General features: G+C 70.5%; 10 protein-coding genes. 2 read left to right on the forward strand and 8 right to left on the reverse strand.

The annotated features are described in order from the left end of the window. Window positions 1-8 precede the first annotated feature (8 nt). Both ACMTAK_RS15595 and abc-f read right to left on the reverse strand, forming a co-directional pair. Window positions 9-668 carry a histidine phosphatase family protein gene (locus ACMTAK_RS15595; protein WP_413806803.1) on the reverse strand — a complete coding sequence of 220 codons (660 nt, stop codon included), beginning with the start codon at window positions 666-668 and terminating at the stop codon, window positions 9-11. Between the two features lie 9 nt (window positions 669-677). Next, the gene (abc-f, locus tag ACMTAK_RS15600) at window positions 678-2,324 is read right to left on the reverse strand and encodes a ribosomal protection-like ABC-F family protein (RefSeq protein ID WP_413806804.1); all 1,647 of its coding nucleotides are present in this window, start codon (window positions 2,322-2,324) and stop codon (window positions 678-680) included. Window positions 2,325-2,438: 114 nt separating this feature from the next. Between abc-f and ACMTAK_RS15605 the strand changes: the two genes are divergently transcribed. Continuing rightward, window positions 2,439-3,065 carry a TetR/AcrR family transcriptional regulator gene (locus tag ACMTAK_RS15605; protein WP_413806805.1) on the forward strand — a complete coding sequence of 209 codons (627 nt, stop codon included), beginning with the start codon at window positions 2,439-2,441 and terminating at the stop codon, window positions 3,063-3,065. A gap of 35 nt (window positions 3,066-3,100) precedes the next feature. Here ACMTAK_RS15605 and ACMTAK_RS15610 read toward each other — a convergent pair whose 3' ends face one another. The 3 genes from ACMTAK_RS15610 to nrdR all read right to left on the reverse strand — a co-directional run bounded on the left by ACMTAK_RS15610 (window position 3,101) and on the right by nrdR (window position 7,381). Next, the gene (locus ACMTAK_RS15610; protein ID WP_413806806.1) at window positions 3,101-3,706 is read right to left on the reverse strand and encodes a YdbC family protein; all 606 of its coding nucleotides are present in this window, start codon (window positions 3,704-3,706) and stop codon (window positions 3,101-3,103) included. 169 nt (window positions 3,707-3,875) lie between these two features. Continuing rightward, a complete protein-coding gene (locus ACMTAK_RS15615) occupies window positions 3,876-6,743 on the reverse strand; it encodes a vitamin B12-dependent ribonucleotide reductase (RefSeq protein WP_413806807.1) in 2,868 nt (955 codons plus the stop codon). A gap of 116 nt (window positions 6,744-6,859) precedes the next feature. After that, the gene (nrdR, locus tag ACMTAK_RS15620; RefSeq protein WP_030842751.1) at window positions 6,860-7,381 is read right to left on the reverse strand and encodes a transcriptional regulator NrdR; all 522 of its coding nucleotides are present in this window, start codon (window positions 7,379-7,381) and stop codon (window positions 6,860-6,862) included. A 450-nt stretch (window positions 7,382-7,831) separates the two neighbouring features. Here nrdR and lexA point away from each other — a divergent pair, with 450 nt between their 5' ends. Next, entirely contained in the window at window positions 7,832-8,635 is an 804-nt protein-coding gene (gene lexA, locus ACMTAK_RS15625) for a transcriptional repressor LexA (protein WP_210949684.1), read from the forward strand. Between the two features lie 140 nt (window positions 8,636-8,775). Here lexA and ACMTAK_RS15630 read toward each other — a convergent pair whose 3' ends face one another. From ACMTAK_RS15630 to ACMTAK_RS15640, 3 genes are all read right to left on the reverse strand, one after another. Beyond that, window positions 8,776-10,776 carry an ATP-dependent DNA helicase gene (locus ACMTAK_RS15630; RefSeq protein WP_413806808.1) on the reverse strand — a complete coding sequence of 667 codons (2,001 nt, stop codon included), beginning with the start codon at window positions 10,774-10,776 and terminating at the stop codon, window positions 8,776-8,778. Window positions 10,777-10,992: 216 nt separating this feature from the next. Then, the gene (locus ACMTAK_RS15635; RefSeq protein WP_413806809.1) at window positions 10,993-11,691 is read right to left on the reverse strand and encodes a GNAT family N-acetyltransferase; all 699 of its coding nucleotides are present in this window, start codon (window positions 11,689-11,691) and stop codon (window positions 10,993-10,995) included. Window positions 11,692-11,769: 78 nt separating this feature from the next. After that, entirely contained in the window at window positions 11,770-13,803 is a 2,034-nt protein-coding gene (locus ACMTAK_RS15640; RefSeq protein ID WP_413812901.1) for an IucA/IucC family protein, read from the reverse strand. Between the last annotated feature and the right edge of the window lie 11 nt (window positions 13,804-13,814).

Genomic DNA, 13,814 nt, shown 5'->3' on the forward strand with positions numbered 1-13,814 from the left:
TGCGCACTCTAACCGGTGTGACCGTAGGACTTGGGGGCGCACCAGCGCTCGAAGGGCCGGTCGAGGTGGTAACGCCCGTCGGAGCCGAGCAGCAGGGTCCGCATCTCGCCGTTGCCGGGGTTCGACAGCGACTCGAATTCGGCGACGCTCCAGTGCAGCCACCGCATGCAGAACAGCCGCATGGTCATTCCATGGGTCACCAGCAGGACATTCGGCGGATGTGCCGGGTCCTGGAAACTGCGCCACAGGCTGTCCAGGAAGGCGTCCACCCGGTCGTAGACGTCGGCGCCCGACTCACCCTGAGCGAACCGGTAGAAGAAGTGCCCGTAGGCGTCGCGGTACGCCTTCTGCTTCCGCACGTCCTCGCGGTCCTGCCAGTTCCCCCAGTCCTGCTCCCGCAGCCGCGGCTCCTCCCTGATCCGGGTGCGGGAGGGGTCGAGATCGAGCAGTTTCAGGGTCTGGTGGGTCCGGCGGTACGGCGACACATAGATCGACACTCGCTCGTCGCCGAAGGTGGCGCGCAGCCGCTCACCTGCCTCCTCCGCCTGCCGGCGGCCGGTCTCGGTCAACTTCAGAGCATGGTCGGGCACGGTTTCGTACACCGAGTCATCGACATTCCCCTCCGATTCTCCGTGCCGTAGGAGGACGATGCGCCGGGGTCGTGCCATGGCGCCACCCTAGATCGAGGCTGCGGCCGACGCCTCGCTCCCCTCCTCGGCCAGGGGCCGGCCTCCTCGTATCTCGCGGCGCCGCCCGGTGAAGCGGCTGCGCAGCAGCCGGTCGTGCGAGACCACCACCAGCGCCCCGGTCCACTGGGCCAGCGCCTCTTCCAGCTCCTCCACCAGGCCGAGGGCGAGATGGTTGGTCGGCTCGTCGAGCAGCAGCAGATCGGCGGGGCGGGCCAGCAGCCGGGCGAGCGCCAGTCGGCGGCGCTGGCCGGCGGAGAGCGACCCCACCGGGACGTGGAGGGCCTCCGGGCGGAACAGCCCGTACGACAGCAGCAGGTCGGTCTGCTCCTCCGGTGTCCCCGGCAGCCCCCGGCCGAAGGCCGACAGCAGTCGCTCCCGGGGCCGGGCAACCGATATCTCCTGGGCGAGGTAGCCGATCCTGCCCCGGCGGGCCACCCGGCCGGCCTCGGGTTTCTCCATCCCGGCCATGACCCGTAGCAGCGTGGACTTGCCCGCGCCGTTGACACCGTGGACGAGGAGTCTGTCTCCGGCCGCCACCGTGAGCCGGTCGACCGCCAGCCGCTCCCCCACGCGGACGTCGTGAAGGTCGATGAGCAGACCCTCCGTCGTGCCCGCGGCGGGGAGCGCCGCGAACCGCAGCGGCTCCGGTGGGCGCGGCACCGGATCCTCCTGGAGTCTGCGCAGCCTCTCCCGCGCGTTCCGCACCCTGCTGGACACCGAGGACTGCACACGTCCCCGGTCCCGGTCGTAGGCCATCTTGTTGCCGTCCTTCATGCCGCGGCCGGGGGCGACCCGCCGGGCGACAGTGGTGGCGGCCTCGGCGAGCGCGGCCGTCTCCGCGCACCACTCCTCGTACGCCTGCTCCCAGCGGCGGCGCGCGGCGGTCTGCTCAGCGACGAATCCGCCGTACCCCCCGCCGTACCACACCAGGGTGCGCCGGTCGGCATCCACCTCGACGATCGCGGTCGCCACCCGCTCCAGAAAGACCCGGTCGTGGGAGACCGCGAGGACGGTGCCCGGATGCGCCCGGAGTGCCTCCTCCAGCCAGCCGAGCGCCGTGCCGTCGAGGTGGTTCGTCGGCTCGTCCAGCAGCATCACCTCGGGGGCGGCCGCGATCAGACAGGCGAGCCCGAGGCGGGCCTGCTCACCGCCCGACAGGCTGCCGAGCCGCCGCTCGTACCCGATGCCGCCGAGCCCCATGCCGTGCAGGGCCTTCTCCACCCGGGCATCCGCCTCATAGCCCCCGCGGGCCTCGAACGCGGTGAGCAGATCGCCGTACGCGGCGAGCACGTCGGGGGCGCCGCCGCCGAGCTCCGACTCCAGCTCGCGCAGCCCGCGCTCCATGGCGCGCACCTCGGCGAGGGCGGTGTCCACCGCGTCGCGCACCCTGTGGTCCGGCGGCAGCTCGGGCGTCTGGCCGAGGTGGCCGACGCCGCCGTCGGCCACCGTCACCACGGCCCCGTCGTCCGGTGACTCGTACCCGGCCAGCAGCCGCAGCAGGGTGGACTTACCGGCCCCGTTCTCCCCCACGACGCCGATCCGCTCCCCGGGCCGCACCGCGAAGGACACGTCGTCGAGCAACAGCCGGTCACCCCGGGACAGCGTGACGCCTCGCAGCGAGATCTGAGTGGGCAAGGACGCACCTCCGAGCACGCGAGCGGCCGCCCGGACCGCACACTCCAAACACAACTGAAGTTGCGTTACCCTCAGCATGACACAGCGAACCCACTAACACAACTGGAGTTGCACTTGTCCGCAGAGAGCGCCGCCCCGAAACCGGGCACCGTCCGCCCCGGCGGGCGCACCGCGCGCACCCGCTCGGCGGTGCGCGACGCCGTGCTCACCGGCCTCGCCGAGCACGGCTACCCCGGTCTGACCGTGGAGTACGTCGCCGAGCGCTCCGGCATCCACAAGACGACCGTCTACCGGCGCTGGGGCAGCGTCGAGGGGCTCGTGGCGGACGCGCTGGACCTGGCGGGAGAGGACGCCTGGACTCCGCCCGACACCGGGGATCTGGAGGGCGATCTGCGCGCCCTCGCCCGCGAGGTGATCGAGACCTTCGGCAGCGCGTCGGCCGCCGCCGCGCCGACCGCCTTCATCGCGGCCGCGTTCCAGTCCGAGCGCGCGGCGCGGGCGCTGCGCGACTTCTACACCGAGCGCTTCGCGCGCTGCGAATCGGTGGTGCGGCGGGCCGTCGACCGAGGTGAGGCACCCTCCGGCACCGACGCCGCGGCGGTCGTACGCGCCGTCTCCGCACCCTTGTTCTTCCGGGCGCTCATCACCCGCGAGCCCATCGACACCGCGCTCGCCGACCAGACGGCGGCCGCCGTCGCCGCCGCGGTCCGGGCCGGGGCCTACCTCTCCGCCCGCCGCTGATCAGGACCGCTCCTCGACCGGCACAGGGCTCCGCCTCACACCGTCCAGGCGGAGTCGACCCGTACGACATCCCCGGCGATCGCCGCCACATCCGCTTCCGTCTGCGCGCGCAGGCCGAGCCGCTCGACCCGCTCGACGCGGTACTTCCCGTGCTCGGCCGCCGAGTCCCACATCGACAACACCAGGAACTCGTTCCCCGGCGCCTCCCCGAACACCCCGCGCAGCATCCCGGGCGATCCGGCCATGGCCGGATTCCACACCTTCTCCTGCACCAGCGTGAAGTGATCCACCCGGTCGGGGCGCACCCGGCAGTGCGCGACGCGCACCACGTCCGCGTCGGAGAACCGCGGCTCGAAGCCGACCTTCACATCGAATCGGTGCTCGAACAGCCGGACTTGCATATCCCGGTACGTGCCCGACTGCGAGGCCGCCAGCCGGTCGTGCGAGCGGGCCATGAAGGAGTCGTAGAACGCCCGGCTCTCCCAGAACGAGAAGACATGCGCCACATTCGGCCGCCCCCGGCTCCAGCCACCGCCCTGCCCCCGGAATCCCGGTTCGCCGGGCAACCCCGCCCACTTCCGCTGCCCCCGCTCGAAACCCGGGCGGTCCACCACGGTGCAGCGAATCCACTTGACCAGCACCGCGCCATCCTACGGCCGTACGGTGGCCCTCATCACATACCGGAGAGTCCGCCCCCGGTTCGCCATCGCGCCGTACGGCGCCGGGGACAACGGCGGCGGGGCGCGGACCCGAAGGCCCGCGCCCCGCCTCGGACGTCATCCCTCGGATGTCATCCGTAAGGGCTCGCGATCAGCTGCAGCCACTCGTCGAACCGCAGCCCTCGCACAGGTAGCAGCTGCCCGCCCGGCGCATCTTGGTGCCGCAGGAGAAGCAGAGCGGTGCGTCCGCGTTCAACCCCAGCTGGATCTCGACCAGTTCGGTCGAGCTGTGGGCCTCCTTCGCCGGCTCGGACCCGCTCCGCGACTGCGACGACGACCCAGTGCTCTCCGGGGCAGCCACATGGCGCGGCGCCGACTGGGCCAGGCCCTCGACGTCCACCTCGTCGTCGGCGGCCTCGTAGGACCCGGTCTCCAGATGGCGCTGGCGCTCCTCGGCGGAGTGGATGCCGAGCGCCGAGCGGGTCTCGAAGGGCAGGAAGTCCAGCGCCAGCCGACGGAAGATGTAGTCGACGATCGACTGCGCCATCCGCACGTCCGGGTCGTCCGTCATACCGGCCGGCTCGAAGCGCATGTTGGTGAACTTCGAGACGTAGGTCTCCAGGGGCACGCCGTACTGCAGGCCGACCGACACGGCGATCGAGAAGGCGTCCATCATGCCCGCCAGGGTCGAGCCCTGCTTGGACATCTTCAGGAAGACCTCGCCGAGACCGTCGTCCGGGTAGGAGTTGGCGGTCATGTAGCCCTCGGCGCCACCCACCGTGAAGGAGGTGGTGATGCCGGGACGGCCCTTGGGGAGGCGCCTGCGGACCGGGCGGTACTCGACGACCTTCTCGACCTCGGGCTCGGCCTGCTCCTTCTCCTCCTTCTTCTTGGCGGAGAGCGGCTGGCCGACCTTGCAGTTGTCGCGGTAGATCGCCAGCGCCTTGATACCGAGCTTCCAGCCCTCGAAGTAGATCTCCTCGATCTCCTCGACGGTGGCCGACTCCGGCATGTTGACCGTCTTGGAGATCGCGCCGGACAGGAACGGCTGGGCAGCCGCCATCATCCGCACATGGCCCATCGGCGAGATGGAGCGCTCACCCATCGCACAGTCGAAGACCTCGTAGTGCGCGGGCTTCAGCCCCGGCGCGTCGATCACATTGCCGTGCTCGGCGATGTGGGCGACGATCGCCTCGACCTGCTCCTCCTGGTAGCCGAGCCGCTTGAGCGCCTTGGGGACCGTGTTGTTCACGATCTGCATGGAGCCGCCGCCGACCAGCTTCTTGAACTTGACCAGGGCCAGGTCCGGCTCGACGCCCGTGGTGTCGCAGTCCATCATCAGGCCGATGGTGCCGGTCGGCGCGAGCACCGACGCCTGGGCGTTGCGGTAGCCGCTCTTCTCGCCGAGGCGCAGCACGTCCTGCCAGGCCTCGGTGGCCGCGGCCCAGACCGGGGTGTCCAGGTCGTCCATGCGCTTGGCGGCGGCGTTGGCGTCCGAGTGCTGCTTCATGACGCGCTTGTGGGCGTCCGCGTTCCGGGCGTAGCCGTCGTACGTGCCGACCACGGCGGCGAGCTCAGCGGAGCGCTTGTACGAGGTGCCGGTCATCAGGGAGGTGATGGCTCCGGCCAGGGCCCGGCCGCCGTCGCTGTCGTAGGCGTGGCCGGTGGCCATCAGCAGGGCGCCCAGGTTGGCGTAGCCGATGCCCAGCTGGCGGAAGGCGCGGGTGGTCTCGCCGATCTTCTCGGTCGGGAAGTCCGCGAAGCAGATGGAGATGTCCATCGCGGTGATGACCAGCTCGACGACCTTGGCGAAGCGCTCGGCGTCGAAGCGCTGGTTGCCCGCGTCGTCGTCCTGGAGGAACTTCATCAGGTTGAGCGAGGCGAGGTTGCACGAGGAGTTGTCCAGGTGCATGTACTCGCTGCACGGGTTGGAGGCGGTGATCCGGCCCGACTCCGGCGAGGTGTGCCAGTGGTTGATGGTGTCGTCGTACTGGATGCCCGGGTCGGCACAGGCCCAGGCGGCCTCGGCCATCTTACGGAAGAGCGCCTTGGCGTCGATCTCCTCGATGGGCTCACCGGTCAGCCGGCTGCGCAGCCCGAACGAGGAGCCGGACTCCACCGCCTTCATGAACGTGTCGTTCACGCGGACGGAGTTGTTGGCGTTCTGGTACTGGACGGACGTGATGTCGTCGCCGCCCAGGTCCATGTCGAAGCCCGCGTCGCGCAGGGCGCGGATTTTCTCCTCCTCCTTGACCTTGGTCTCGATGAACGCCTCGACGTCCGGGTGATCGACGTCGAGCACGACCATCTTGGCGGCCCGGCGGGTGGCGCCGCCCGACTTGATCGTTCCGGCGGAGGCGTCGGCGCCGCGCATGAAGGAAACGGGGCCGGAGGCGTTGCCGCCCGAGGAGAGGAGCTCCTTGGAGGAGCGGATGCGGGAGAGGTTCAGGCCGGCGCCGGAGCCGCCCTTGAAGATCATCCCCTCTTCCTTGTACCAGTCCAGGATCGACTCCATGGAGTCGTCCACGGAGAGGATGAAGCAGGCGCTGACCTGCTGCGGCTGCTTGGTGCCGACGTTGAACCAGACAGGCGAGTTGAAGCTGAAGACCTGGTGCAGCAGCGCGTAGGTGAGCTCGTGGTCGAAGATCTCGGCGTCCGCGGGCGAGGCGAAGTAGCCATTGTCCTCACCGGCCTTGCGGTAGGTGCGCACCACGCGGTCGATGAGCTGCTTCAGGCTTGCCTCGCGGTCCGGGGAGCCCACCGCGCCACGGAAGTACTTGCTTGTGACGATGTTGACCGCGTTCACCGACCAGAAGTCGGGGAACTCCACGCCGCGCTGCTCGAAGTTGACCGAACCGTCGCGCCAGTTGGTCATGACGACGTCACGGCGCTCCCAGACCACCTCGTCGTACGGATGCACGCCGGGGGTGGTGTGGATGCGCTCGATGCGCAGACCCTTGTTCGCCTTGCTGCCCTTGGAGCGGGAGCCTCGTGCCGGGCCGCTCGTCGTCTCTGTCATTCCGCCTCCCTGTACGGGCGAAAACGCCCTGATGTGCCCATTTCTTCCCCGGGCACGGTGTGTCTGTCTTTCACCCGGACGCGGTAAGCGCCCCGGGCGGGTATGTGGGCCGCCGGTCAGTCGGCGGCGATGGCCGGCGCGGGGGCCTCCGCGGCCCCTTCGGCGCCGGACCCGCGGTCGTGCGCGGGAGGCCGTTGCTGATCACGCAGCTCCGCCACGGCGGCCTCGAAGTCCTCGAGGGAGTCGAAGGCGCGGTAGACGGAGGCGAAGCGGAGGTAGGCGACGAGGTCGAGCTTCTGGAGCGGGCCGAGTATGGCGAGCCCGACGTCATGGGTGGACAGCTCGGCGCTACCGGTGGCCCGGACCGCCTCCTCCACCTGCTGACCGAGCTTGGCGAGGGCGTCCTCGGTGACCGGACGGCCCTGGCACGCCTTGCGAACCCCCGAGATGACCTTGTCGCGGCTGAAGGGCTCGGTGACCCCGCTCCGCTTGATCACCATGAGTGACGCGGTCTCCACGGTCGTGAAGCGGCGCGAGCAGTCGGGGCACTGGCGGCGCCTGCGGATCGAGCAGCCGTCATCCGTGGTACGGCTGTCGACGACGCGGCTGTCGGGGTGCCTGCAGAAGGGGCAGTGCATGACTCCGAGCCCTCCTCACCCTCAAAAACGGCGTATGACTGAACATGCCTGAACATGCCTGATGAGCCCCGTCCGGGCCGTAAGGCCCTCCGGGGCGGCCACAAGCATAGGCCAAAACTCTGTCGGCGAATCCACCAGAGACCACAACCTGTGGGTGGCTTGCATCCATCAAACCACTAGATCTGGTGTCCGGCACTCAACCGAGCCGGATGGCGTGTCACGGGTCGGGAGCAGGCACGAGACTACGCGAACCCCGTGCGTCCCGGATTCACAGGGGTCGGGATGCAAGACTGGGGGCGCCGCACGGCGACCGGACCAAACGGCCTATACACCCAACCCTGTGATCACGTCAGTCCATCTGCGATATTTCACTCGAACGTGTGTTTGGCGCAACCTTTCGAAAGCAACTACCGTTGTCCAACTAGGGAGAACATCTCGAGAGGGGCCGTCGTGACCACCACCGCAGAGAGCGCCACTGTTACCGCCCAGGAGCGCTCCCAGAGCCGACTCGAACAGACGCACACGATGAACCAGACCCACCCGATGAACGACGACGCCACGACTCCGGAGGGGCAGAAGCCCGCGCGCTCGCTACCAGGGCGACCTCCAGGCATCCGGGCGGACAGCTCAGGACTGACCGACCGGCAGCGGCGCGTCATCGAGGTCATTCGCGACTCTGTGCAGCGGCGTGGCTACCCACCGTCCATGCGGGAGATCGGTCAGGCGGTGGGCCTCTCCAGCACCTCGTCCGTCGCCCATCAGCTGATGGCCCTGGAGCGGAAGGGCTTTCTGCGGCGCGACCCCCATCGTCCCCGGGCCTACGAGGTCCGCGGCTCCGACCAGCCCAGCACCCAACCCCCGGACACCACCGGCAAGCCCGCCGCCTCCTATGTGCCGCTGGTCGGCCGGATCGCGGCCGGTGGCCCGATCCTCGCCGAGGAGTCGGTCGAGGATGTCTTCCCGCTCCCCCGGCAGCTGGTCGGCGACGGTGAGCTCTTCGTGCTGAAGGTGGTCGGCGACTCCATGATCGAGGCCGCCATCTGCGACGGCGACTGGGTGACGGTACGCCGCCAGCCCGTCGCGGAGAACGGGGACATCGTCGCCGCGATGCTCGACGGTGAGGCCACGGTGAAGCGTTTCAAGCGTGAGGACGGCCATGTGTGGCTCCTCCCGCACAATGCCGCCTACCAGCCGATCCCCGGCGACGAGGCGACCATTCTGGGCAAGGTGGTCGCGGTGCTGCGGCGCGTCTGAGCGCGCCGGATCGAGGTGCGCCCTTAGCGTGCCCCACGACCGGGCCCCGGGACCACTGCGCCGGTTCCGGGGCCCTGCTGTGTCTCGCGACCGTCGAGGCCCTGTCGTATGAGACGACCGCCGAGACGACCGCACCCCCGCTAGGCCTCCTGTTCCTTGGCCGCCGCGTCGATGGCGGCCAGCGAGCGGCGCACCTGGTTGCGATCGGTGGTGTACCAGAATTCCGGCATGGACTTGCGGAGGAACGAGCCGTAGCGGGCCCGCTCGACCCGCGGGTCCAGGACGGCGACAATCCCCCGGTCGCCGGAAGCCCGCACCAGTCGGCCCGCACCCTGGGCCATCAGCAGCGCGGCATGGGTCGCGGCGACGGCCATGAAGCCATTGCCCCCGGCCTCCTCCACCGCCTTCTGGCGGGCACTCATCAGAGGGTCGTCGGGACGAGGGAAGGGCACCCGGTCCATCACCACCAACTGACAGCTCGGCCCCGGCACATCGACGCCCTGCCAGAGGGACAGCGTGCCGAACAGGCAGGTCCTGGCGTCGGCGGAGAAGGAGCGGATCAGCTCGCCCAGCGTCTCCTCGCCCTGGAGGAGGATGGGCATGTCCAGACGCCCACGCAGTTCCTCCGCGGCCGCCTGGGCGGCGCGCATGGACGAGAACAGCCCGAGCGTGCGACCCCCCGCGGCCTCGACCAGCTCGGCGAGCTCATCGAGCATATCGGCGCGGCTGCCCTCGCGGCCGGGCTGGGCAAGATGCTTGGCGACGTAGAGAATCCCCTGCTTGGAGTAATCGAAGGGCGAGCCGACGTCGAGACCCTGCCAGCGCGGCGCGGCCTCCTCGCCGCCCTCCGGATCCTGCGGACTCTCGGGGGCGAGACCGAGTGAGGCCGCCACCCCGTTGAAGTCCCCGCCCAGCTTGAGCGTGGCGGAGGTGAGGACGACGGACCGGTCCTCGAACAACTTCTCGCGCAGCAGACCCGACACGGAGAGCGGGGCGACGTGCAGCGAGGCACCGAAGCGGTCGTGCCGCTCATACCAGACCACGTCGTACTCGGAGGCTTCGACGATCCGCTCGGCCACCTGGTGGATGTTCTCCACGGCGCCCAGCGCCTGCTTGCGGACCGCGTCCTCGTCCTTGACCGAGGCGTCCCGTGTGGCGCCGAGCGCCGAGATCACCGTGCGGGCCGCGTCGCGCAGCGCCATCAGTACATAGCCGAGATCCTCGGGGATCTTCTCGAGGCGGCCGGGCAGGGCGAGCTCCATCAGCCGCTCGAAGCCCTCGGAGGCGGTCTGCAGAGCGTCCGCCGCCTGTTCGTTGACCAGCTTCGCGGCACGCCGCACGGCGCGGTTGACCTGGCCCGGGGTGAGCTCTCCGCTGGCGACGCCGGTGACCCGGGAGACCAGCTCATGGGCCTCGTCGACGATCAGCACCTCATGGCTGGGCAGCACGGGGGCGCCCTCGATCGCGTCGATGGCGAGCAGCGCGTGATTGGTGACGACGACGTCGGCGAGCTTGGCCCGCTCACGGGCGGCCTCGGCGAAGCACTCCGCGCCATAGGCGCATTTGGACGCGCCGAGGCACTCCCGGGAGGTGACCGACACCTGGGACCAGGCGCGGTCCGAGACTCCGGGGGTCAGATCGTCCCGGTCGCCCGTCTCGGTATCGTCCGACCAGTCGCGCAACCGCAGCAGATCCTTGCCGAGCTTGCTGGTGGGCGCGGCGGCCTCGAACGGGTCGAAGAGCCCGGCCTCATCCGCGTCCTCCTGCGGGACGCCCTCGTGGAGCCGGTGCAGGCACAGATAGTTGGAGCGGCCCTTGAGCATGGCGAACTCGGGGCGGCGGCGCAGCAGCGGATGCAGCGCCTCCACGGTGCGGGGAAGGTCGCGTTCGACGAGCTGCCGCTGCAGGGCGAGGGTCGCCGTGGCGACGACGACGCGCTCGCCGTGGGCGAGCGCGGGCACCAGGTACCCCAGGGACTTCCCGGTGCCGGTGCCGGCCTGGACCAGCAGGTGGGAGCTCTCGTCGATCGCCTCCGCCACCGCTTGGGCCATGGCGGTCTGGCCAGGGCGCTCGGTGCCGCCGACGGCGGTTACGGCGGCGTGCAGCAGATCTTCGAGTGGAGGCGAGGACGATTCAGTCATAGGGCTGCCAGCCTAAAGGGCGGCACCGACATCACTCCTGTCGGTGTGGTCGGTGACGGACGGTTTCGGCCGGGGCGGGGTTCGGGCGGATCTTCACTCCGTGGTACCGGCGGATCCGCGCCGCGTGGGAACCGGGACCGGGCGAGCGGTGTATCAACAGTGGAATCTCGCATCGAGGCAGATGGATCACCGGGGGGCACGGATGGTTGCGGAGGCTCACAGGACGTGTCGCAGGGCACGGTCGCACAGCATCAGCGCGGCGCGTTTGCCGGGGAGTTCGACTTCCGCGGAGAAGCGGAAGCCGGCGCCGAGGAAGGCGGCCACGGAGGGGGTGTTGCGGAGATCCGGTTCGGCCACGACCCGGGTGCAGGACGGACGGTGCTCGAGGACGAGGTCGGCGGCCGCGCGGAGCAGCGTGCTCCCCAGGCCGCGGCCGCGATCGCTGACCCGGCCGATGAGCAGGTGGATACCCGTGTCGTGCGGCCGGGCCGGGTAGTACCGCGCGAGCGGGTCCAGATCGGCGCGGTACACCTCCCAATAGCTCATCGGGACGCCGTCCAGGACGCCCAGACAGGGCACGCTGCGCCCATCGCCGTCGAGCTGGTCCCCGAGGTGGCTCGCGGTCGCCTCCTCTGGGCCGTCGAGCGCCCAGAAGGCGGCCACGGACGGGTCGTTCATCCATTGGGCGATAAGCCGCAGATCGCGCCCGATGCGGACGGGGACGAGTTGGAAGGTGCCCAACGGGGTGTTGGTGGGCCCCCATTCGACGATGTGGTCGAGCAGATCCGGCCGGGCGTCGGCCTCCGGTCGGGCGGGGCCCAGGTCGATGAGTCGTGCGATGTCCTCTTCCTGGCGCAGCCGCATGTCGATGGTGTCGTCGGTGCTGGAGCTCGTACTGGAGTCGGTGTGCGGCACGGCGATGCTCTCCTCTCAGGGGTCTGGGCACGTCGGGAGGGACGTGGGCGGTGAGGCGCGTGATCGCGGGTCGTGGAGTCAAGCCATGGGGGTGACAGCGGTGGAGCCGGAGGGCGAGACGGACAGGGAAAGGGGGTTGGGGATGGTCACATAGACGGACTGGGTGTCCACCGGTCCCACGAGCTCGTCCAGGCCGCGCAGCCGCGTGAGCAGATTGGCCTTGCAGCGCAGGGTGGGTGATTCCAGGAGCCGGGCGGGAAGCGGTGAGCGGGTTCTGCCCGGGCCGGACGCGGCCTCGGCGAGAAAGCGGCGGAACGCGGCCAGCAGCACGCACTCGTCGACGAGTCGCTGGGACCCGAAGGCGCCGATCAGTCCGAGGACGTTGTTGATGCCCAGGTAGTAGGCGAACCGTTCGTCAGTGACGTCATCGGAGACGAAGGTGTCGCTGCGGCCGCCGATACCGGGCAGTCGGCGCTGGAGTTCGGCGTGCCGGGACGCGCGGAAGTAGTAGCCCTGGTTGTCCCGGTAGCGGCCACCGACCGGCCAGCCGTCGGGACCCAGCAGCACCAGAGTGTTCTGCTGGTGCGCCTCGAGCGCGATGCCGGCCTCTCCGTCCAGCCAGAGTAGGGGGCGTACGACCGTGTGCAGATAGCGCAGGAACCACTCCGTGCCGACGGCCGCGGTGGAACGGCCGGTCCGAGCGGCGAGCCGGGCGACGAGGTGGGCGAGCCGGGAGCGCATCACCGGCTGTCCGGGCCAGGGGCGCGGCGCGAGGAGTCCGGCGACGCAGACGGCGTCGTCGCCGGGACCGAACGGGTTGTGCCGGATGACGACGTCAAGGCCGGTCAGGGGCTCGCCATCCGGTCCGTCGACGGCGAGCCAGGCCGGATCCCGGACGATGTCGAAGCCTGGGAAGCCGGGGAAGGCCGCCCGCCACTGCTCGGCCAGTCCGCTGCGGAGCAGCCGGTGCATCTCGACACCACGGCGGAGTTCCTTACGGAGGTTCTCACGACGGGAGTTGGTGATCCGCAGGCCGAGGGAGAGTTTCAGCATGGCCGGAGCGCCGGGCCGGTAGACGGTGCGGACCGATGAGGTGGGGTGCCAGGGCCCGCCGGACGGCCCGAGGTCGTGCAGCAGGCCGGCGTCGAAGAGCGCGGCGACCTCCGGGCGGTGCCGGATCTCGCGAGCCTGCCAGGGATGCAGGGGCAAGGGCACGGTGCCGGTGGGCAGTTGTAGGCCGCTGCCCGCCAGGGAGAGGGCGAGCCGTTCGGCGGGCACGGTCCGGCCGCGCTCCGTCCAGGCCGACTCACAGGCCAGCGTGGACCGGCCGACCGCGATCCAGTGAAGGGGGAAGGAGCCACGCGTTTCCGGTGAGCAGACGGTGGATTCGGAGTCGGAGAGGCCCTCGCGGCTCTTCGGCGTGGGATGCAGCGGGTGACCGAAGAGGAGGGACTGTTCGGCGCTGAGGAACGGGGTGCTCGTGCTCGGATCGGCGGGTGTGGCCCGGCGGAGGGTGAGAAAGAGGGCGGTGCGCCGCACGGAGTCCGCGACACGGCCGACGAGCTCGGTGGCGTCCGCGTCGGGGTCGTCCCGCCGCGCGCTGTACGTCGCCTCGCGGCTCAGCAGGGCCGCCAGCGTGACGGCGCCGACAGCGGGCGCGTCATGGGGGCCGTGCTCCAGCAGTGGCGGGCCGAAGCGGTGCCAGCCGGTGGGCGACCAATAGCGCACCGGGACGAGGAGGACGGTTCCGCTGGCGCCGAGGGGAATGCGCAGGGTGTCCCCGTCGGTGCGCACAAGGCCGCGCTCGCGCACCCAGCAGCGCAGCAGGTTCTCGACGGCTGCGGCGTCGGCCGCGATCTGCGGGTCGGGATCGTCGAGCGGATCCGCGCAGAGCGCGCGGGTACCGGGCTCGCGGGTGCCGTTGTCCGACGACGCTTCATGGCTGTCGTGGTTCTGCCGGGGCACGGCCGTCGCGGCGGGGGGCGGTCCCTGGGAGGGCAGCCGCAGCGCGGGCGGCTCCTCCGCCGAGGGCTCCGGGGCGGGTGGCGGCTCCGTAGCAGGTGGCGGCTCCGGGGCGGGCGGCTGGGGTGCTCCCGCTCCCGCTCCCGCCACGCCGGCGGTCG

Source organism: Streptomyces lacaronensis, assembly GCF_047337785.1.
Classification (GTDB): Bacteria; Actinomycetota; Actinomycetes; order Streptomycetales; family Streptomycetaceae; genus Streptomyces; species Streptomyces lycopersici.

Excerpts from the sequence above, each read along its gene's own strand:
- ACMTAK_RS15595 (WP_413806803.1), bottom strand. The coding sequence starts at position 668 with ATGGCACGACCCCGGCGCATCGTCCTCCTACGGCACGGAGAATCGGAG.
- ACMTAK_RS15630 (WP_413806808.1), bottom strand. The coding sequence starts at position 10,776 with ATGACTGAATCGTCCTCGCCTCCACTCGAAGATCTGCTGCACGCCGCC.
- ACMTAK_RS15615 (WP_413806807.1), bottom strand. The coding sequence starts at position 6,743 with ATGACAGAGACGACGAGCGGCCCGGCACGAGGCTCCCGCTCCAAGGGC.
- nrdR (WP_030842751.1), bottom strand. The coding sequence starts at position 7,381 with ATGCACTGCCCCTTCTGCAGGCACCCCGACAGCCGCGTCGTCGACAGC.